The sequence below is a fragment of the Pleurocapsa sp. PCC 7327 genome, from assembly GCF_000317025.1.
Lineage (GTDB): Bacteria > Cyanobacteriota > Cyanobacteriia > Cyanobacteriales > Microcystaceae > Hydrococcus.
Genome location: NC_019689.1, coordinates 3265723 through 3285529, shown reverse-complemented (window position 1 = coordinate 3285529; position 19807 = coordinate 3265723). Strand labels below are relative to the sequence as shown.

General features: G+C 42.5%; 19 protein-coding genes and 1 pseudogene. 10 read left to right on the top strand and 10 right to left on the bottom strand.

Annotated features, from left to right (window positions below; translation table 11 throughout):
• The first annotated feature begins 211 nt into the window (after window positions 1–211).
• The gene (locus PLE7327_RS14715) at window positions 212–1774 is read left to right on the top strand and encodes an ammonium transporter (protein ID WP_015144600.1); all 1563 of its coding nucleotides are present in this window, start codon (window positions 212–214) and stop codon (window positions 1772–1774) included.
• A gap of 201 nt (window positions 1775–1975) precedes the next feature.
• Here the strand turns inward: PLE7327_RS14715 and PLE7327_RS14710 are convergent, their stop codons facing one another.
• The 4 genes from PLE7327_RS14710 to PLE7327_RS14695 form a co-directional block, all read right to left on the bottom strand.
• Window positions 1976–2230, bottom strand: a complete 255-nt coding sequence (locus tag PLE7327_RS14710) for a hypothetical protein (RefSeq protein WP_015144599.1) — start codon at window positions 2228–2230, stop codon at window positions 1976–1978.
• Window positions 2231–2431: 201 nt separating this feature from the next.
• Window positions 2432–3049: a DUF3318 domain-containing protein gene (locus PLE7327_RS14705; RefSeq protein ID WP_015144598.1), complete on the bottom strand. Its 618-nt coding sequence runs from the start codon at window positions 3047–3049 to the stop codon at window positions 2432–2434.
• Window positions 3050–3084: 35 nt separating this feature from the next.
• Window positions 3085–3264 (bottom strand): hypothetical protein, encoded by a 180-nt coding sequence (locus tag PLE7327_RS14700; protein ID WP_015144597.1) that lies wholly within the window; start codon window positions 3262–3264, stop codon window positions 3085–3087.
• A gap of 276 nt (window positions 3265–3540) precedes the next feature.
• Window positions 3541–3750: a hypothetical protein gene (locus PLE7327_RS14695; protein WP_015144596.1), complete on the bottom strand. Its 210-nt coding sequence runs from the start codon at window positions 3748–3750 to the stop codon at window positions 3541–3543.
• Window positions 3751–3871: 121 nt separating this feature from the next.
• Between PLE7327_RS14695 and PLE7327_RS14690 the strand changes: the two genes are divergently transcribed.
• Window positions 3872–4423, top strand: a complete 552-nt coding sequence (locus PLE7327_RS14690) for a DUF1499 domain-containing protein (RefSeq protein WP_015144595.1) — start codon at window positions 3872–3874, stop codon at window positions 4421–4423.
• A 19-nt stretch (window positions 4424–4442) separates the two neighbouring features.
• On the opposite strand, the gene tnpA is transcribed toward PLE7327_RS14690, so the two are convergent.
• Window positions 4443–4856: an IS200/IS605 family transposase gene (gene tnpA / locus PLE7327_RS14685; protein WP_015144594.1), complete on the bottom strand. Its 414-nt coding sequence runs from the start codon at window positions 4854–4856 to the stop codon at window positions 4443–4445.
• Window positions 4857–4887: 31 nt separating this feature from the next.
• Here tnpA and PLE7327_RS26645 point away from each other — a divergent pair.
• Window positions 4888–6143, top strand: a pseudogene (locus tag PLE7327_RS26645) (RNA-guided endonuclease InsQ/TnpB family protein).
• 46 nt (window positions 6144–6189) lie between these two features.
• On the opposite strand, the gene PLE7327_RS14675 reads toward PLE7327_RS26645, so the two are convergent.
• The 4 genes from PLE7327_RS14675 to PLE7327_RS14660 all read right to left on the bottom strand — a co-directional run bounded on the left by PLE7327_RS14675 (window position 6190) and on the right by PLE7327_RS14660 (window position 8176).
• Window positions 6190–6435, bottom strand: coding sequence for a hypothetical protein (locus PLE7327_RS14675; protein WP_015144593.1), 246 nt, complete (start codon window positions 6433–6435; stop codon window positions 6190–6192).
• Window positions 6436–6461: 26 nt separating this feature from the next.
• Complete coding sequence (locus PLE7327_RS14670; protein WP_015144592.1) at window positions 6462–6893, bottom strand: DUF2000 domain-containing protein; 432 nt, start codon at window positions 6891–6893, stop codon at window positions 6462–6464.
• Window positions 6894–6951: 58 nt separating this feature from the next.
• Window positions 6952–7584: a hypothetical protein gene (locus PLE7327_RS14665; RefSeq protein WP_041392182.1), complete on the bottom strand. Its 633-nt coding sequence runs from the start codon at window positions 7582–7584 to the stop codon at window positions 6952–6954.
• 67 nt (window positions 7585–7651) lie between these two features.
• Window positions 7652–8176: a fatty acid desaturase gene (locus tag PLE7327_RS14660; RefSeq protein WP_041392180.1), complete on the bottom strand. Its 525-nt coding sequence runs from the start codon at window positions 8174–8176 to the stop codon at window positions 7652–7654.
• Window positions 8177–8458: 282 nt separating this feature from the next.
• Between PLE7327_RS14660 and PLE7327_RS14655 the strand changes: the two genes are divergently transcribed.
• The 5 genes from PLE7327_RS14655 to PLE7327_RS24895 all read left to right on the top strand — a co-directional run bounded on the left by PLE7327_RS14655 (window position 8459) and on the right by PLE7327_RS24895 (window position 16297).
• Entirely contained in the window at window positions 8459–9358 is a 900-nt protein-coding gene (locus PLE7327_RS14655; protein ID WP_015144591.1) for a hypothetical protein, read from the top strand.
• Between the two features lie 53 nt (window positions 9359–9411).
• On the top strand, window positions 9412–12531 hold the full coding sequence (locus PLE7327_RS14650; RefSeq protein ID WP_015144590.1) for a CHAT domain-containing tetratricopeptide repeat protein: 3120 nt from the start codon (window positions 9412–9414) through the stop codon (window positions 12529–12531).
• A 522-nt stretch (window positions 12532–13053) separates the two neighbouring features.
• Window positions 13054–13854: an XDD4 family exosortase-dependent surface protein gene (locus PLE7327_RS14645; protein WP_015144589.1), complete on the top strand. Its 801-nt coding sequence runs from the start codon at window positions 13054–13056 to the stop codon at window positions 13852–13854.
• Between the two features lie 191 nt (window positions 13855–14045).
• On the top strand, window positions 14046–16094 hold the full coding sequence (gene fusA / locus PLE7327_RS14640) for an elongation factor G (protein ID WP_015144588.1): 2049 nt from the start codon (window positions 14046–14048) through the stop codon (window positions 16092–16094).
• Between the two features lie 38 nt (window positions 16095–16132).
• Complete coding sequence (locus PLE7327_RS24895; protein WP_186005326.1) at window positions 16133–16297, top strand: hypothetical protein; 165 nt, start codon at window positions 16133–16135, stop codon at window positions 16295–16297.
• A 79-nt stretch (window positions 16298–16376) separates the two neighbouring features.
• Here PLE7327_RS24895 and aroC read toward each other — a convergent pair whose 3' ends face one another.
• The gene (aroC, locus tag PLE7327_RS14635) at window positions 16377–17501 is read right to left on the bottom strand and encodes a chorismate synthase (RefSeq protein WP_015144587.1); all 1125 of its coding nucleotides are present in this window, start codon (window positions 17499–17501) and stop codon (window positions 16377–16379) included.
• A 366-nt stretch (window positions 17502–17867) separates the two neighbouring features.
• Here aroC and PLE7327_RS14630 point away from each other — a divergent pair, with 366 nt between their 5' ends.
• Window positions 17868–18851 carry an SDR family oxidoreductase gene (locus tag PLE7327_RS14630; RefSeq protein WP_015144586.1) on the top strand — a complete coding sequence of 328 codons (984 nt, stop codon included), beginning with the start codon at window positions 17868–17870 and terminating at the stop codon, window positions 18849–18851.
• 27 nt (window positions 18852–18878) lie between these two features.
• Window positions 18879–19796, top strand: coding sequence for an NAD(+) kinase (locus tag PLE7327_RS14625; RefSeq protein WP_015144585.1), 918 nt, complete (start codon window positions 18879–18881; stop codon window positions 19794–19796).
• Window positions 19797–19807 lie beyond the last annotated feature (11 nt).

Genomic DNA, 19807 nt, shown 5'->3' with positions numbered 1-19807 from the left:
TAAGAATGAGATACTCAGTTATCTTGACGTAATGTTGTAGTTATCCCTACAGTGGATTTCCCAAGACTATGGTTCGATAACAACAGCAAGACAAGCATAACTGTATAAAAAGTCGTAAAAATCTCTTCTCACTCGAACCGAAAGCTGCTTTTTGCTTAATTTCTCATAAATCCCCTTAAATCAGTGACACAACTCTAATCAATGCCTAGCGATGATGTCTAAACACGCAATCAATCGAAAATTTCCTACAACAAAAAGAAGACAACAAGATTGGCAACAGTCCTCTAGTTCCCTATGGCTTGCGCCCTCGCTCGATTCTATCAAAACAATAACTCGATTTTTTTCCCCCTACTGGCTAGCTTGTATTCCTCTAGCAGCCGTTATTTTCATCGTATGGAATGGTGCTGTTTCTGCCCAAGAAGCTCAAGAACCTACACCTGCGGACGTTCAGGTAGCCCTAAACACTATCTGGGTTTTAATAGCAGCGATTCTGGTGATTTTTATGAACGCCGGATTTGCCATGCTAGAAACTGGCTTTTGCCGTCAGAAAAATGCCGTCAACGTTCTCTCTAAAAACCTAATTGTTTTTGCGCTGTCCACCATCTCCTTCTGGGTGACTGGGTTTTCCCTAATGTTTGCCAACATAGGCAATGGTTTTATCGGTGCAGGGGGCTGGTTTCTAAGCAGCAATAATCCTGAGACCTATGGAGTTCCAGGTGGTCTTCCCATAGCCGTTTTCTTCCTCTTCCAAGTTGCTTTTGCCGGAACTGCGGCAACGATTGTTTCCGGTGCGGTAGCTGAGAGAATTAAGTTCGTCGATTTCTTAATTTTTAGCTTGCTACTGGTCGGAGTTTCTTATCCGATTACCGGACACTGGGTTTGGGGCGGTGGCTGGCTATCAGCATTAGGATTTAAGGACTTTGCTGGCTCGACTGTGGTACACGCCGTCGGCGGATGGGGAGCTTTGGTCGGTGCAGCTATTCTCGGACCGAGAGAAGGAAAATATAGAGATGGTCGTATCAGCGCTATTCCAGGTCACAACATGAGTATCGCGACGCTGGGATGTTTGATTCTCTGGATTGGCTGGTTTGGATTCAACCCAGGATCTCAATTAGCGGCCGATGCAGCAGTGCCCTATATTGCACTGACAACCAACCTAGCAGCCGCAGCAGGCGGGATTGCAGCTACCGTAACTTCTTGGGTCAAAGACGGCAAGCCAGATCTTTCTATGATTATCAACGGGATTCTGGCTGGCTTGGTAGCGATTACTGCTGGCTGTGCTTTTGTTTCCTATTGGGGCGCTTTCGTCATTGGAATTATCGCCGGCGTAATCGTAGTTTATTCAGTTGCTTTCTTCGATAACCTCAGAATTGACGATCCTGTCGGCGCTATCTCGGTTCACTTGGTTAACGGTACGTGGGGAACGCTGGCTGTAGGATTGCTTGCCGACCCCAACATCCCAATAGCACTACCAGAAAATCCTGTAACGGGATTGTTTTATGGCGGAGTCAATCAACTGATTAATCAGGTCATTGGTATTGTGGCAATTGGACTGTTTACGGCTGTCTTTAGTGCTGTAGTTTGGATGATTCTGAAAGCCGTATTCGGCTTGCGCGTCAGCCTTGAAGAAGAAATCAATGGCTTGGATATTGGCGAACACGGGATGGAGGCTTATAGTGGTTTTGTCAAGGAATCTGACGTATTAGTAGGCAGTCGTGCTAGTGGAATCAGCGAGGTAGATCTTGCCAGCCGTTCGGAAGGTATCGGAAAGTAAAATCATCCCCAAAAAATTCTTATCGGAGTTGCTGTCAAAAGCGATCCAGTTTCTCTAAATAAATCAAAAAAACAGGGAAAAGACTCAGGGAAAATTTATATCAGTTTTTAAAAATCCCTTTGCTCTTTTCCTTATTTAATTTCAATTGAATCTATTTTAATGACCCTACTACGAGATCGGACAACTTTGAATAAAACTTGATTATATTTTTTCAAAAGAGTTATTATTCCAATTACAATTTATATCTTCTTTTTTGATTTTTAAGACTTTTTCTTTATTCTCATCCAGCCATTGTCGGCATTGTATTCTTAAATTCATCTTTATTTTTTCTATTTCTCTATCTGTATTATTTTGTGCTATTATTGCTCGCGAAACCATGGTAAAAGCAAACACCAATGAAAACAATACAGCATTAATTACTAAAACCCGATTTAATAAATTAGGTTTTCTTGCCATTGTTTAGGTTAAAATGTTTTGCGATCTTACATTTATATGATTCCCGAAAACCTTACCTAAAATATCACTCTGATTTTTTAAAAAATTTTTTGCTTTAATTTTTAAGTCATTAGATCTAAAAAATTAATTAACCAAATGAAATTACGATTATCGTTAGTTTATTGCAGCGAACTATGAAAAATTAACCATCAACAACGATTATTACAAGTCTGAATTTTTCACTGTTTCTGGAACGCTAACAGGAGAAATTTTAGCGATCGCTCTCAAATTTTGGCAGCGAATTAATTCAGTGAAATTCAAGCTGGGACGACCTTCTAGTTCAGCAACGGCTTCTATGGCAGAGAGTAAACTTCGAGCGGCTTCTACTTCTGTATAACCGCGTCTGAGAGCAACTTTAATCGCCGCTTCATCAGCATCTAATTCTCGTTGAATGCTTCGGTTGCTGCGCCAGATTTGGTTAGCCGCGATCGCGGTTAATCCACCCGCTACAATCATACCAACTGCATCTCCCTGTATCAGTTCAACAGCGACTCCTGCCAGTCCTGCTAGCGTGATGCCTTGATAGACGTCTGGTTTAAACCATTTAATCCCAGTTAAAATACTGGCTGCTCGCAGTATGAGTAAATCCCTCTGGGATTGAGACAACCGCCGCCACAAATCGAAGTTGATATAAATTGGTCGGTTATCTCGATTCCAAGGCATCGGAAACGGCGTGTCGATTACCTTTGACTGCTGGGGTTTGCTGACGATTTTGGTCAGCATGCGTCCCGATGCAGGCATCATATCCAGTAGGCGACTTATCTCGGATTCTAGACTCATTAGCTTGCGGTCTGTTGACCGTTGTTTCTCATCGATTATTGAGTATAATGGCTTTCCGAAGTAATATCTTTATACCAGCAAGTCTCTAATAATTGAATTTGATATAAGTGCCAGAAGTGACTAATATTCCAAATCGATTTGGGATATTCATCACCCAGAGGTTGGTTGAGATACTGCCAAGTTGCTCCAAAAATCATTTGAATTCTTCTAGTCATAGGTGTGCAATCTCCAGAAAAGTTTTTTGAACCGCTTGTGCTCGCTAATAAATAATTTGGCAGATTTGCCACCTATATTTCTTGGTGAGAAACGCGGAATCTTGGCGATAAACTTAGCTAAGATCGGTAATTTCCCTGAATTGCTAATACAAACGTAGGGACAAGGCTGCTTTGCCCCTACTGCAACGTTTCCAGGAGTTACGCACTCGACTAGTTTTGTCATTAAGAGCGACGTAAAGGACTCGGCATGACAGGTGACGGCGTAAGTCTTAGTTTCTATTCAATCGAAATCGACTGAGGACCGCTACCGTTACCGGAGGACGTATCTGTCCAGGAAAAAGTGGTAACGCCTTGTTTCTCTAGCCAGCTTTTGAGGGGATCTTCAGAAAGTTTGAGTCGCAAGATTCCGGATGCGAATCCGCCGAGAAAAGCAATTGGCTGTTTGGTCAGTTCTTCGATCGCGGGTTTTAGTTCGTCCAAAAACATTGGAAATCTCCTTTTTATCTCTCGATTTCTATACGGGCACAAGTCTGACTTCTAACCCCTACAGTTAAATGTTAAGTTATTTAAAGTTAAGCTGCATTTACATCTTCTGGGAATTCACACTATGTCTGCTAGTGAAGGAAAAGTAAAACCAATTAGTCGGAGTTTGTTGATAGTTGTTTTGCTACTGGCGATCGCGTTAATCCCGATAGGAATCAGGATTGCCTTCCCAGATAGTCCGACCCTATTTGCCGCAACGCGCCCCGATAATCTGGGGGTTAGTTCGGGAAAACTAGCGCCCTGTCCTAGTACCCCTAACTGCGTCAGCTCTCAAAGTACCGATATCGAGCATTATATCGATCCGCTCACCTATCAATCTAGCGCAACAGACGCGATCGCTAAGTTGAAAAATCTTATCGAAACTCAAGAGGGAGCAAAACTTATTGCAGAAACCGGAAATTATCTCTACGCTGAATTTATGACTCGTTGGATGGGATTTGTCGATGATGTGGAATTCTATACCAATGAAGAAGCGAAAAAGATTGAAGTGCGATCGGCTTCTCGTTTGGCAGAATCGGATTTAGGAGTAAATCGCCAGCGAATCGAAAGTATTAGAAATCTATTTAACATCCTTGCGGGAAGTCCCCCAGTGCAGGGAAACGGAACTGGGGGATGAAAGCAAGGGCAGGATATAGTTAGCTACGCGGAGAATCTTGTTGCTTGATAGATTTTTTCAAAACATCAAGCGATACTCCGCCACTGGAATTGACCAAGTATGAGCTAGACCAAAAAACAGGTTTCCAGTAGTATTTGTCAACATGAGACTTGAACTCCTTGCGAATTAGTCTGCTTGATGACGCTTTAAGAACTTTTACAAACTCAGAAATCTGGTTGTCTGGAGACAGACTGACCAATAAATGAACATGGTCTTCTTCGCCATTGAACTCAATCAAAATGCTTTTTTGTTGTTCGCAGAGCTCCGTGAAAATTGTTTGCATTCTAGTGAGAATTTCAGAAGTAATCACCTTGCCTCGATACTTCGTTACCAATACAATATGCAAGTGAATACAAAATAGAGCATGAGAACTCTTTCTGAGCAAAGGTTGCACTGGGCGTTAAGTGAATGGTACGCTCGCACCCATGAGAGTAACACGTAGAACCACCTTTCGCTTATATCCAACTAAATCTCAGGAGTCGAAATTGCATTATTGGCGACGACTTCATAAAGATTTGTTCAAGGCCTGTCTTTACCACAGAAAGACAGAATATCAGCGTTTTGGGAATTCTATTAGCTACTATGACCAGCAAAATATTCTGCCAGATTTCAAAGAATGTTGGCCTGAATATAAAGAATTAGGTGCGCAAGCTTTACAGGCAACGGTAAAGGGTGTTGACTATGCCTTTCAACGTTTTTTCCGTGGATTGAGTGGATACCCAAAATTCAAGTCTGCACGACATGATCGTGGTCGGACTTATCCAGGAATAAGTGGATGGAAAGCGCATACATCAGGCGATAACGGCTACCTGGAATTGTCTAATTTAGGACAAATTCAGATGAGAGGTAAAGCTAGAACTTGGGGGACACCAACAACTTGTACAATCATCTGGAAACCAGGTAAATGGTATGCTTCAATCACTGTAAACTGCGAACCAAAACGAGAAACTAGCACTGGTGCTATAGGTTTAGATTTTGGTACTCACCACGCTATTGCTTGTTCAGATGGAACAATAATTGCTCCTCCGAAATTTTTAGCCAAAACTCAACAAAAAATAAAGCAATTATCTAAGAGATTACGTCGCAAACGTGCGCCTAATTTCAAAAAGAAGATTAAAGCATCTAAACTAAACGTTGGAGAAAAGCCAGGAAACAAATTAGTAGACTTCAAAGTAAAGTGACCAATCAAAGACAAGATTGGCAACATCAAGTAGCTACACAGATAGTAAAGAGTAATTCACTGGTAGCTACTGAGAAGTTGAACATCAAAGGGATGACTCGTAAAGCAAACAAGGGCAGCCAAAGAAAACATCAAAAAACAGGACTCAATAGCTCGCTGTTAGATGTTGGGATTGGCAATCTAACTTCACTAATCAGATCTAAGCTCAGTGAATGTAGTGGGGTATTTGTTGAAGTACCTCTCAAAATTGCACCATCCCAAACTTGCCCTCGGTGTGGTTACAAAAAGAAAAAAGAGTTAGCCGAGCGTGTGCATCATTGTGAAAACTGCAACTTCACTGCGGCTCGTGATGTGGCAGCATCAATGGTAATGCTCAATTACGCTTTGGGGTTAGGAACTAGCCTCTCAAACGCTGATGCTGAACCTCTTTCTAAGACCCCACAGCATTGTGGAGGGTTTAGGAAAGTTCAGCAGGTGAAGCGTCAGAAACCTCGGAGGTAGCGCAAGCGAAGTCCGTAGGTAGTTCATATGCTATGTAACTCAGAGGTTAGTTAACTGTCTGAATTTTTAACAGCTTATCCTTAACCTGACTGAGAATTAATAAAGTTCCTTCAATACTGCCCATAGTAGCTTGGTTGTCAGAAGGTTGAACTCCAGTTATGTTATTTTGGTTGTTGATAGTAACAATTAAATGGGGATGTTCGCTCTGCTGTCCTTGATTACGAACCCAAATTGAATTGTTTTCTGTTAATTTGGCTTCTAGTCCATAACCGATTTCTTGCCATTGACTCATTTTTCTATCTCCTCAAAGCGATCGCTTTAAACGTTAAACAGGGAAAATTTACGGGTTAAAGTTGCTAGTTGTTCGCTGTTGCCAAAAAGAACGACACCGAAGTAAGTTAAATCTTCTGGGTTAGTGATTTTGGTTTGTTCCATTTGGTCGATCGCCGAATGGGCTAACATACTGTCAGTAAAGACGTTGTGCAGAATTCCTTTTTCATTAGCTGCTTGATGTAGAGTTTTGAGTTGGTGGCTATTTTTGGCTTTCAGGATAATGAAAGGATAAAAACTAAGAGCTGTTGGTGCGCTCCAATCGGCTTTGAATTTGTATCGTAGAAATTTCATTTCATCGAGATTATCAGCTTTAGCTACTAATCCAGCAGCGATATGACCTAAAGCATTCATCAGTTTGGGAGTTTCGATTTTGGGATTGAGTACGGCGACAAATTTAGATTCGTTGTTGGTATACATGGTTTTTGTTCCTCGTAGCGTGTATTCTGAGGGCAAAAATGCCCCCAGGTAAGTAGATTTATTTGTTGTCGAGCAAACGTTTAATTTCTGCCTCAGAAAGAGAAGGTTGTTCGGCTAGGTTCTGAAAAACGGCTTCCATTGCGTTGTGCAAGCCCCAGTACTCGCGATACTCTGCACCAGCATCTACTTGTTCTTGGCGGTTATAAATGGCATTGGGCCAATTTTTGTCATCTTTGGGATATGAGTGATGATGATCGTGGGGACAAATTTCGGGATCGCTGAGAACTGCAATTCTTATGGGAAGATGATAGAAAAACATTCTGATTGCCCAACCAAACCAATCTTTAAAAGTACTGCCAAAAGGAGGGGCTTCACCGCAAAATCTACCGTGACTTTTACTTTCGATACTTCCAGTAGCACCCCACAAATGCTCGCTACAGATTTGGCAAAGTGCGGAAATGTGATAAAGAATGGTTAGAGGAAATACCCAAGCGACTAGAAAAGTAGCCCAAGAGTTTGTTAATGTAACTACCGAGATCGCCACTAAAGCAACAATTAATGACATCAAGCGGCGATACAGTGGTGCATCAACCAAATTGGCTTTGAGTCGAGCTTTGAGAAAAAACCAATGAAATTGAGGCGAGATCAGTGTTTGACGAAATTTACGCCAATAGAGTCGAGTATTTTTCATGATTTAATACCTCTTATGTATTTGTTTTGTCGCTCCGATCTCGTGTTTAGATCGGAGTTTTTTTTCTTTAGTTACGCTCGTCTTTTAAGCCAGGATAAAAACCCAGCACGAGCATAAACTTGGCATCGGGATCGCCTTCAAAAGTGGCAAATTTATCAGCATGATGGTGGCACTTTACGTGGTCGTGCCGATAGCTATCAAATCCTTGGACAAAAATTAAAGTAGAAAGAATTTCTGCCAAAATGCGATCGCTTTTATTACCCCAAAATTGTCTGTGAACGCAACGATGGATGATACAAGTTAGAATTTTTCTTGCCCCACCCACTGTCACTATCCAAGAGATTGGTAACAAGGGAAATAAGAGAAATGAAGAATGAAAAATCGTCGCACTCACTGTTACGCCACCCAATAGAGAAGCGATCGCAGTGGTTAATTCGTAATTTTTAGATGAGATAAATAAAGCTTTTTGTCCCGAGTAAGATTTACCAGTTACCCAAGTTAAAAAATTTTGTAGATATTTATAACAAGGATCTGGTAGACTTTTTCCTAAAATAGCTAATTTATTTCGGTTATCTGTTTGTTTGCCTTCCATTTTTACTATTTTTATTTTTCTTTCTTAACCACAAAAACAGTCTATAAAATTTATCAAATAGAACGGAACAGATTAAGAATAGTTAGTTTATTTTTTTAATTGATTATCAATAAACTCAAAAACCAATAAATATAAAAAATAATCGAATATTCACTTAAATAAGAAAAAATATTGGCAAATAGCAGAAAATAGTTTTATTTAAAATTAATATTAAAATGCTCTTGCGACACGCTATACTTAAAAATAATTAGTAACAAAATAGTTGTTTAAAGTTGGTGGATTATGTATATAGATATAAAACAGTTTCTTGAAGAAATTAACAATGACTGTTTTCCGTCTAATGGTGTTCGGCAAAGAAGAATCAGAGAAAAAGCATTTTTCTCTTTACGCTTTCATCCAGATAATCAAAAATTACTCCACACAAAAATTGCCCAAAAAATGGAAAAACTTCCAGGTTTAGAGGGTGATTGTTCTACTTCCATCAATACAACCTGTCAAAATGTGGTTCGCGCGATCGCTACTCAGTATGATTCGGAAATGAGAGCCGATGGAGTAGATGTAGATTGTTTGCTAAGAGGCGAAAGAGGTCGAGGAGGAGCTTGGGAAAAAGTTTATACTTGGTTACACAACTATAAATATCCGCGCTGGCGATCGCATTGGATTTGGCAGGTTTTAAAAGATAAAGCGCAACCGAATAATAGAGATTGGCTTAGTTTTCACAAAGAAGATCCGAGGAGAGGATTAAAAGTACCTGTCCCGATATCTAGATACAACAACCAAATAGAAATAAACAAACCATTAGTCATGCAAATCGACATCCAGCATTCAGATGGTTACTTATTATTGCTCAATCACGGTAGAGATAAGTGCGGTTCCCAGACAAAGTATCTAGTTTGTCCTTCTCAAGCTTTTGCACCGAGACTAGAACCAATTGCCAATTTACGTTATTTACCGCAATCAGGTGCGATGTGCAAAGAAATTGAGTTTGATGCAGAGGGAACAGAAGAATATATCGGGGTTGTGGTAAATCAAATACCAGAACAGCTTGATTGGTTGAAACCTAGCGAACGCGAACCAGCACCGATTTGGAATGAGGCTCGTATTTATAAGCTATGGCAGGAACTAGAAAAACAATCAGATTACCAGGTTTTTTATCAGTCTTTTGAACTAGTTGCCGCATAAGTGAAGTAGGTTGCTGCATATAAATTTAATAGTTTTACTCCGTTGGCACGATCGTGGAAGAACGTTTTAAGCTTTATTTCCAATTAATACAAGAATTATTAGCTTGTCCGGAAGGGGAAGAATTTGAACTACTACAAGCTAATTCGGATTTGGTTGACTTGGGGTTGTTGCTTGCAATGCAGTGGGTAGCAGATGATTATGCTGAAAATAATAACTCTAATCCTGCCCAATGGTTGCAAAACCTCGCTCAAGGGTTAGTTGAAGCGATGGGTTTTAACTCTCTTGACGAGATGTATCAGGAATATCTTAACTGCTTGATGGAGATATTACTAGCAGTAGGAGAAAACCCAACTGCGGAGGCAATTTATCCTTTACTGAGAACTCATCTAGAGAAATTAAATCTAAACTTAGGATTGATTTTATCCCTTTGGGCAGGAGAAACCCTGTCATCGGCAGAATCAGAACAAGCTCAAGCAATTGCTGAAGTAATTTTTTACTTTGGTAATTTAATTCAACAATTTCCTTTAGGCAATGTTGCCCACAATTTAGAATTAGCCATTATTGCTTATCAGGCAATTTTTACTGTCTACACCAAAACCGACTTCCCCGTACAATGGGCAACTACCCAAAATAATCTCGGCATTGCTTACCGAGATAAAGGCGGAAGCGAAAATCTCGATCGAGCGATCGCTTGTTACGAAAATGCCTTATTGGAGAGGAAACGGGACACCTATCCCTCTGATTGGGCAATGACCCAAAATAATCTCGGCATTGCTTATCAAGATAAAGGCGGAAGCGAAAATCTCGATCGAGCGATCGCTTGTTACGAAAATGCCTTATTGGAGAGGAAACGGGACACCTATCCCTCTGATTGGGCAATGACCCAAAATAATCTCGGCATTGCTTATCAAGATAAAGGCGGAAGCGAAAATCTCGATCGAGCGATCGCTTGTTACGAAAATGCCTTATTGGAGAGGAAACGGGACACCTATCCCTCTGATTGGGCAATGACCCAAAATAATCTCGGCATTGCTTATCAAGATAAAGGCGGAAGCGAAAATCTCGATCGAGCGATCGCTTGTTACGAAAATGCCTTATTGGAGAGGAAACGGGACACCTATCCCTCTGATTGGGCAATGACCCAAAATAATCTCGGCATTGCTTATCAAGATAAAGGCGGAAGCGAAAATCTCGATCGAGCGATCGCTTGTTACGAAAATGTTTTTATCGTCCATACTCCAGAACAATTCCCCCTTGCTTGTCTGAAAACAGCTCGCAATTTAGGCAATCTTCACTTTAATCAAGGTAATTGGAAATTAGCTATACAAACCTATCAAAAAGCGATTACCGCTATAGAAATCACCCGCAATTGGGCAACTAACGATCTACGCCGTCAGGAAATAATCGCAGATTCGATGGATGTCTATGAAAAAATGATCCAGGCTTGTATTAATAATGGACAACTGAACTTAGCCATTGAAACTACTGAACGTTCCCGTGCCAGACATTTAGTAGATTTGATGGCAAGTAACGACCTCTATCAAGGGGGTGATATTCCCGAAGCAGTTCAAGAATATCTGGAACAATACGAACATCTGCAAGAAAGAATTGATTTTTTACGTTCCTCATCTCAATTGGGCGACAATAGGGAATTAGCTACATCGGGAACCCGCTGGCGAAATGCGGAGATAGTATCTACCCAGATCGAAGAAATTTCTAATTTAGAAGCAGAAAAACAACTTATTTGGCAGCAATTACGTCGTTTAGACCCAATCTTAGCAGGACAGCAACAGGTCGATCCGATTAATTTTGCTCGAATACAACAATTGATAGACAGTGACTCGACCGCTATTGTCTGTTTCTACAGCACTTGGGAAGATACTTATATTTTTATCATCTATAAAGAACGGCAACCTCAAGTTCATACCTGCCTAGGACAAAAAATAGATAGTTTACACGGGGAATTTTTAGGAAATAATTGGCTGATTCCCTATCAACAAGACTTTGGTACGTGGCGAGGCAACATCGAAACAGTCCTACAAGAGTTAGCACGACGCTTACAACTCAATGAATTAATCGAGCAATACTTACAAGGAATCGAAGAGTTAATCATTATTCCTCATCTTTGGTTGCATCGGATTCCTTTTGCTGCCTTACCAGTTAATTCGATCTCCCTAACCCACTCAAGAAAGGAAAATTTAAACAGAGATTCGATTTCTTTAATCCCCTCAACCAGAGGTACAGGTGCAGAAGATACTCGCGGAATGAAAATAAGTACAGCCAAGACTACTAACTTTATTCCTCAAAACCACCAGTACTTGGGCGATCTTTTCCGTTTAAGAATTCTTCCTAGCTGTCAAATCCTGAACTATTGTTATCAACGTCCCACCCTTCAACAACAAACTTCTATAGGAATCGTCGAAGATGCCACAGAAGATTTGCCCTACACTGCTTATGAATGCGAAACTCTCGCTAGTAAGTACCAAATTGACCCTAGTAAAAGACTGCAACGCCGTCAAGCCACTGTCAGAGAATATCGTCAATTAGCCAACCAAGTTCAATTGCTCCACTCCAGCCATCACGCTAGTGCTAACTCCAATAATCCTCTAGAATCTGCTTTAATTTTGAGCGATAGAAATTTAACTCTCGGTGAATTGCTAACTCCTGGTTGGCGTAAAGATTTACAGCATCTCAGCGATGTTTATCTCAACAATTGCGAAACTAATTTTAGCGTCAACCAAATTACCGACGATCTCTTATCTATTTCTACAGGTTTTCTGTGTGCGGGGGCGCGGAGTGTAGTTAGTACTTTGTGGTCGGTTGATGACTGCGCTAGTGCTTTACTGGCAATTTTCTACTATGAATTCCGCAATTCTGGTTCTAGCCGCCCTCAAGCTTTACAACAAGCCCAGCAAAAACTACGTAATCTAACAGGAAAACAGCTAAAAGATGAGTATTTAGAACAATTAAACTTCAATTTAAACCAGCAATATCAACAAGCAGTTGCCAATGCTGAAGCTGCTGAGGATAGCGAAAAATCTCAAAAATATCAAGAAATCGCCGCTAAAATTCAGCGACAAATCGAACATACATTGCCAGTTCACTGTAACAGCTTGTATCCCTTTACCAGTCCCTACTACTGGGCAGGATTTATTTCTCAAGGTTTAGCTTGATTATACATTAAAAAGCCTTACACTCAGAGCGGCTGACTAATTGATAATTGCTAATGACGAATCGGTAGAAGATATTTCGCTTCGCGATCGCTCCGCTCAACATGACATACTATACTTTTAAGACAGCCTGTTAGATAAAATTTGTAAAAATACTGCTATTGTAATTAATTTCCTAGCCGATCGAAAAAGTCTTCTAAAGAAGACCCGATAGGAATTTCAGTCGATTTTAATCGAGTTGAGCTTTGAGCCTAGAACTAAAGTTCTAGGTGTTGATACCAAAGGGGCAAGATCTGAGTTTAAATCCAAAGCTATCGTCAAACATTTTTGATGCGATCGCTCGTGCAAACTTAATAGGCGAATTTAAATCAAAAATAACTTCATCATAGCTTCATAACAATACTGTTTTTTTTAAAGATTCAGTGAATCTATTGCAATAGTGAAAATCACCTTGCTAATTTCGATATAGATACTTAAGTAGTTTTTCTGAAAAATACTTAGTTAGAAAAAGGTAAATATTAAAAAATGAACCAAATTTTTTCGACTCTAATAGGTTCTTCTTTATTAGTTAGTGGCATTACTGTGTTTTCAGTTCTGACAGGTTGGCAAGCACCTGCAGCAGCAGTTATATTTACAGGTTCGCAGGGTAACCTAGCTGCATCAGCAGACTTTCAGATTAGTGGTAATACCTTGACTTTGACGCTAACTAACACATCTACAGCCGACTCTAACGTACCTAGCGATGTGCTAACGGCGGTGTTCTTTAAGCTACCTAATAATATAAATTTAACGCTGAACTCTGTATTTCTTAACAACGGATCGAATCTTTTGCACAATGGTGTAGTTCAGACCAACCCAGGAGATATCAAAGCTCCTCCTTTTGCTGGTGGTTGGGCGCTACCTAACAACTTTGGAAGTATCCCTGGTGGTGCAAATCAAGGTCTTGGCACAGCAGGCTTGGGTATTTTTCAGGGCAATGTTGTTAATATTCCCGGTCAAGGTGGTAATTTTAATTACGGGCTTGTGGGTTCAGGCTATACAAGCGCAGGTGATAACGCACCAGTATTAGCGTCTAAGTTAATCAAAAACTCTATCGTATTTAATTTGTCAGGAGTTTCTGGATTAGCCGAACAAGATATTAGCAATGTATCCTTTCAATATGGAACTTCTCTAAACGAAACTCGCATCCCTGGTAATCCTTCTACCACTCCTCCCCCAGTTAGAGACGTGCCAGAACCTAGCACAACGGCAGCTATCGGTTTGCTTGCTCTTAGTTCATTGGGACTTCTTAAGAAAAAATCCCACGAGAGCAAAACTTCTGTCTAATATCGTTGGCAGGAATCCCTAAAACCCATCGATTCACTGTAGAGGCACGACAAGGATCGGTCTCTACTATTCAGCATTGGCTCAGTTACCCAACAGAATAAACTAAGAATTTTTAAAATATCCCTTTAGCTTATTGTCGGTTTTGGCATCGTTAAAGATAGTCCTGTTGAAGCAACCAAACAATCTGTCTCATGATACCTCGCCAAAACGTCCGTAACATAGGAATCTCTGCCCACATCGATGCCGGAAAAACGACCATTTCCGAACGAATACTTTTCTATACCGGAAAAATCCACAAGATCCATGAGGTGAAAGAAGGGGATGGCGAGGGGGCAACCATGGACTATATGGATTTGGAGAGGGAAAAAGGAATTACGATAACCTCAGCCGCGATTACCTGTTTTTGGAGAGATACCCAAATCAACCTCATCGATACTCCCGGACATGTAGACTTTACCATCGAAGTCGAGCGATCGCTGCGGGTTCTCGATGGGGCAATTATGGTACTCGATGGGGTTGCGGGAGTACAATCTCAGTCGTATACGGTAGACAGGCAAATGAAGCGCTATCGCGTTCCCAGGATAGCCTTTATTAACAAACTCGATCGCATCGGTGCCAATTCTTTCCGCGTCGTCGAAGCCATGCAGGAGAAATTAGGCTTAAATACCATCGTCTTACAATATCCCATCGGTTCGGAGAATGGCTTTGAAGGGGTTATCGATCTCATTGAAATGAGAGCAAATTACTACGAAGGCGAGAATGGGGAACATCGAGTCAGCAGAGCGATTCCCGAACATCTCAAGGCAGAGGCACAAGCAGCTAGGGAAAAGTTACTCGATCGCATCTCTATTCTCTCAGAAGAAATGACGGGCAAATTGCTCGCAGAAGAAGAAGTTCCCAAGCAATTGATTTGGGATACTATTCGCCAGGGAACTTTGAGTCTAGAATTTACCCCTGTTCTAATGGGTTCGGCAATTAAAAATAAAGGCATACAAGATTTACTCGATGCCATTGCCCTTTATTTGCCGTCTCCCATGGAAAGAGAAGCGATCGCAGCAACCGATGTCTCGACCAATGAGCAAGTAAAGGTTTATCCCGAAGCTGATGCGCCAGTAGTAGCCCTAGCGTTTAAGCTAATCGAAGATGAATTCGGTCAATTGACCTACATTCGCCTCTATTCGGGAACTTTAAAACAAGGCGATCGCCTGTACAACAGCCGCACGCGAAAGCAAGTTCGCGTTAGTCGCTTGGTCAGAATCGAGGTCGATAAGCGCCAGGAACTCGAATCGGCTACCGTTGGTGAAATCGTTGGTTTGATTGGGATAGATTGCGCCTCTGGCGATACTTTATGTTCTCCCGGCACAAATCTGTCTTTAGAGGGAATTTTCGTCCCCGAACCCGTAATTACAATTGCCATTACCCCAAAAAGTCAGGAAGATGTCGATCGCCTTAGTAAAGCACTGCATCGCTTTGCCAAAGAAGATCCCACCTTGCGCGTCAGCAGCGATCCAGAGTCCAATAAAACCCTGCTCTCCGGCATGGGAGAACTGCACCTAGAAATTTACCTCGAACGAATGAAACGGGAATATCGCGCCGAAGTCTATGTCGGTGCGCCTGCCGTTGCCTATCGAGAAACGATTACCAAAGTTGCTAAATTTGATTACACGCTCAAAAAACAAACTGGAGGGGCGGGACAATACGCCCACGTAATAGGTCGTTTAGAACCTTGCCAAGAACCATTTTTATTTGAAAATCGCGTTGTAGGAGGGGCAATACCAACGCAGTTTATCCCCGCTTGCGAACAAGGATTTCGCGATGCCTTGAGAACGGGATGGTTAAAAGGCTATCCCATTGTCAACGTAAAAGTTATTTTGGAGGGAGGGTCTTTCCATCCCATCGATTCGTCGGAAATGGCATTTCGCTTTGCTGCCAGAGAAGGTTTCGAGCAAGGATTTGCTAAGGCGAAACCAACTATCCTAGAACCGATGATGCTGTTGGAAGTAGAGACTCCCAGCGAATTTGTCGGTAAGATACAGGGGAAATTATTAGCCCGACGCGCCCTGCTATTGGGTTCGGAAACGCGAGACCATTATGCCGTCCTTCGTGCCGAGGTTCCCATGGCAGAGATGTTTGGTTACTCGACTGAATTGCGATCGCTCTCGCAAGGAATGGCGACTTTCTCGATGGAGTTTGCCGAGTATCGACCATTGCCCGAAAATCTCATCGACGAGATTCGATAAAAAGGCAATCGCCCAAAAACTTTGGATCGATTGAGAGCTTGGCACTTTGGCAAGAGATTGCCGAACGCCTTCCTGACTATGTATTTGCTCGCGTGACGCTCGCGCGGCTATACCTGATTAATAAAGAAACTGACGCAGCCGAAACGCTACTCAAACCTTTGCTAAAGTCCAGATTTACTCGACAAGATATCTTAGCTCAGTAAATGAAAATTGCCTAAATAACCTAAATAAGAAGTATTAAATAGGCAAATTTCTAAATTAAGAGTGAAAGAGCCTTGTATTTTATTGCGCGATCGCGACAAGATTTTGATTAAACTCCAGCGGCAATCCGCATTGTCCGTGATGGCACAATAGGCGATCGCACAGAACCAATGCCATCATTGCTTCTACCATAGGAACGGCTCTCGGTACCACGCAGGGATCGTGTCTTCCTTTTGCTGCTAGCGTGGTTTCTTGGCCCGTTTGAGTGACAGTCCGCTGTTCCTTACCAATGGTAGCCGTCGGTTTGAAGGCAACCCGGATAATAATATTTTCGCCGTTGCTGATGCCTCCCTGAACCCCACCCGAACGGTTTGTCGCCGTGCGAATCTCGCCGTTTTCATCGATGTAATATTCATCGTTGTGTTCGCTGCCACTCAGAAGCGTCCCTGCAAACCCCGAACCGATTTCAAACCCTTTGCTGGCGGGTAAGGACATTACCCCTTTTGCCAATTCTGCTTCTAATTTATCAAATACCGGATCTCCCAATCCTTTAGGAACGTTGCGGGCGACGCATTCAACCACGCCGCCGATAGAATCTTTATCTTTTCTGGTTTGGTCGATTAAGTCAATCATCCGTTCGGCGCATTCTGGGTTGGGACAGCGGACGATATTGCTTTCTACTTGTTCGAGGGTAACGGTATTGGGATCGACGATCGCCTCTATATCTTTGATGCGCTTGACATAGCCAATGATTTCGACTCCGGCGGCAAGTTTGAGGATTTTCTTGGCGATCGCGCCTGCTGCTACCCGACCGATCGTTTCTCTAGCTGACGAGCGCCCTCCTCCTTGCCAGTTGCGGATCCCATATTTAGCATCATAGGTGGCATCGGCATGGGAAGGACGGTATTTGACTGCCATTTCGTTGTAGTCTTGCGAACGGGCATCTTGATTGCGAACGAGAATGGCAATTGGCGTTCCCAGAGTTTTGCCCTCAAACACGCCAGAGAGAATTTCGCAACTATCGCTTTCCCGGCGGGGCGTAACGATTTTACTCTGTCCCGGTCGTCGGCGGTCTAACTCTTGTTGAATTTCTGCTTGGGAAATTTCTAGTCGCGGGGGACAGCCATCGATGACAACGCCAATTCCGCCGCCGTGAGATTCCCCAAAAGTCGTAATCCGAAATAAATGCCCAAAGGTGTTGCCCATATTTACGCGCGATCGCAAACAGACAACTTATTCTAGCTCAAACTAATGACCAGATTTTCTGACTCTATCATCTGTTTGACAATTAAATAGATAACCCTAATATAACCATGGACTTCTTCATAATTCTAAGCTTCCGTTCCAAGAGCTTGTTAGATCTTGTTGAGCGATCGCAAGCAAAAGATGAACGACTCAAGTAGATTTGCCGCGAACAGTCTTTATTTTCGCTTTTTTGGCTCGAATATAGCGATTGAGCGAAATTCTTTCGTCCAGACGCAAATAGTCATACGACTTGAGTTGCTTGCATAAGCACGGCTTCTGCTAATATCTTAGAGAAAGTTAAAAATTTGTAACGAAATTATTTAATAGATGAACTTATTAGTGGTCGGTGCCACGGGCACCTTGGGAAGACAAGTGGCTCGATGCGCCCTCGATCGGGGCTATCGAGTCCGCTGTTTGGTGAGAAATCAGACAAAAGCTGCATTTTTAAAAGAATGGGGAGCAGAATTAGTTAAGGGAAATCTTTGCGATGCCAAAACTTTGCCTCCTGCTCTAGAAGGCATTGAGGCTGTTATCGATGCCGCGACGACCAGAGCCACCGATTCTCTCGGTATCAAACAAGTCGATTGGGAAGGCAAGGTTAATTTAATCAAAGCCGTCAAAGCGGTGGGAGTCGAAAAATTTATTTTTTTCTCGATTCTCAATGCCGAGAAATATCCTAACGTTCCTTTAATGGATATTAAGCGCTGCACCGAGCTTTTCTTGGCTGAAACCGACCTAAATTATACAATTTTGCGTCCTTGTGGTTTTATGCAAGGACTCATCAGCCAATATGCCATTCCCATATTAGACAATCAATCGGTTTGGATTGCCGGGGAAAGCACGCCCATCGCCTACATGAACACGCAAGATATTGCCAAATTTGCGATTCGTGCCTTAGAAGTTCCCGAAACGGCGAGAAAATCCTTTCCGGTCGTCGGAACTCGTGCTTGGACTTCTGAAGAAATTATTGGTCTTTGCGAGAAATTATCGGGGCGAGAGGCGAAAATTTTCCGCGTTCCTCTGGGATTGCTTCGTTTCATGCGTCAGACAACTCGATTTTTTCAGTGGACGCAAAACGTCTCGGATCGCCTGGCTTTTGCGGAGGTTCTCGCTAGCGGCAACCCTCTCAACGCGCCGATGGAAGAGGTATATCAGATCTTTGGACTCGATCGGGAGCAAACCACTACTTTAGAATCCTACTTACAAGAATACTTTAGTCGAATTTTGACGAAGCTCAAAGAGCTTGGTTACGACAAAAACAAGAACAAAAAGAAAGAGAAAAAAACTCCCTTTAAAAAGCCTCAATTTTGAGTAAAATCTGACGCAGGATAACCAGACGTGCCAAAAGCAGGCATTATCTATAACGACGAAAAGCCGATCGCAACTAGAGTCGCAGCCGAATTGCGAGACAAGCTGAAGTCTCGCGGATGGGAAATAGTCATGGAAACGGGTAGAGGCGGTCTTTTGGGATATTCCAAACCCAATCGCCCTGTTTGCCATACTCGGATCGAACAGTTAGTGCCGCCGCACTTTGACGAAAATTTGTCCTTTGCCATCGTTTTAGGAGGTGATGGGACGGTTTTGGCTGCCTTTCGCCAGTTAGCGCCCTGTGGCATTCCACTGCTGACTATCAATACCGGACACATGGGTTTTTTGACGGAAACCTATGTCAATCATTTGCCGCAAGCTATAGAAAAGCTTCTCCAGCATGACTATGAAATCGAAGCGCGATCGATGCTTACAGTGCAGCTTTTTCGAGAGGATAATTTGCTCTGGGAAGCGCTATGCCTCAACGAAATGGTCGTGCATCGAGAACCGCTAACCAGTATGTGCCATTTTGAAATTCAAATTGGCAGGCACGCAGCCGTCGATATTGCGGCAGATGGGGTGATCGTCTCGACTCCTACGGGTTCGACTGCTTATTCTCTCAGCGCCGGAGGACCAGTCGTAACCCCAGATGTGCCAGTGATGCAGTTAGCGCCTATCTGTCCCCATTCGCTAGCCTCGCGGGCACTGGTATTTTCCGATACAGAAACCGTGAATATTTTTCCTGCAACTCCCAACCGAATGGTGATGGTTGTAGATGGGAATGCTGGTTGTTACGTCTTGCCAGAAGATCGCATACACATTGAAAAATCTCCCTATACAGCGCGTTTTATCCGCCTGCAACCGCCAGAGTTCTTCCGCATCCTGCGAGAAAAATTAGGTTGGGGATTGCCCCATATCGCTAAGCCAACTTCTGTGGAACTCCCTTAGTCAGTTACGAT

What these genes read in the sequence shown, in the direction of transcription:
- PLE7327_RS14715 (WP_015144600.1), top strand. Translation starts at nt 212, where the DNA reads ATGATGTCTAAACACGCAATCAATCGAAAATTTCCTACAACAAAAAGA.
- PLE7327_RS14710 (WP_015144599.1), bottom strand. Translation starts at nt 2,230, where the DNA reads ATGGCAAGAAAACCTAATTTATTAAATCGGGTTTTAGTAATTAATGCT.
- PLE7327_RS14705 (WP_015144598.1), bottom strand. Translation starts at nt 3,049, where the DNA reads ATGAGTCTAGAATCCGAGATAAGTCGCCTACTGGATATGATGCCTGCA.
- PLE7327_RS14700 (WP_015144597.1), bottom strand. Translation starts at nt 3,264, where the DNA reads ATGACTAGAAGAATTCAAATGATTTTTGGAGCAACTTGGCAGTATCTC.
- PLE7327_RS14695 (WP_015144596.1), bottom strand. Translation starts at nt 3,750, where the DNA reads ATGTTTTTGGACGAACTAAAACCCGCGATCGAAGAACTGACCAAACAG.
- PLE7327_RS14690 (WP_015144595.1), top strand. Translation starts at nt 3,872, where the DNA reads ATGTCTGCTAGTGAAGGAAAAGTAAAACCAATTAGTCGGAGTTTGTTG.
- PLE7327_RS14675 (WP_015144593.1), bottom strand. Translation starts at nt 6,435, where the DNA reads ATGAGTCAATGGCAAGAAATCGGTTATGGACTAGAAGCCAAATTAACA.
- PLE7327_RS14670 (WP_015144592.1), bottom strand. Translation starts at nt 6,893, where the DNA reads ATGTATACCAACAACGAATCTAAATTTGTCGCCGTACTCAATCCCAAA.
- PLE7327_RS14665 (WP_041392182.1), bottom strand. Translation starts at nt 7,584, where the DNA reads ATGAAAAATACTCGACTCTATTGGCGTAAATTTCGTCAAACACTGATC.
- PLE7327_RS14660 (WP_041392180.1), bottom strand. Translation starts at nt 8,176, where the DNA reads ATGGAAGGCAAACAAACAGATAACCGAAATAAATTAGCTATTTTAGGA.
- PLE7327_RS14655 (WP_015144591.1), top strand. Translation starts at nt 8,459, where the DNA reads ATGTATATAGATATAAAACAGTTTCTTGAAGAAATTAACAATGACTGT.
- PLE7327_RS14645 (WP_015144589.1), top strand. Translation starts at nt 13,054, where the DNA reads ATGAACCAAATTTTTTCGACTCTAATAGGTTCTTCTTTATTAGTTAGT.
- fusA (WP_015144588.1), top strand. Translation starts at nt 14,046, where the DNA reads ATGATACCTCGCCAAAACGTCCGTAACATAGGAATCTCTGCCCACATC.
- aroC (WP_015144587.1), bottom strand. Translation starts at nt 17,501, where the DNA reads ATGGGCAACACCTTTGGGCATTTATTTCGGATTACGACTTTTGGGGAA.
- PLE7327_RS14630 (WP_015144586.1), top strand. Translation starts at nt 17,868, where the DNA reads ATGAACTTATTAGTGGTCGGTGCCACGGGCACCTTGGGAAGACAAGTG.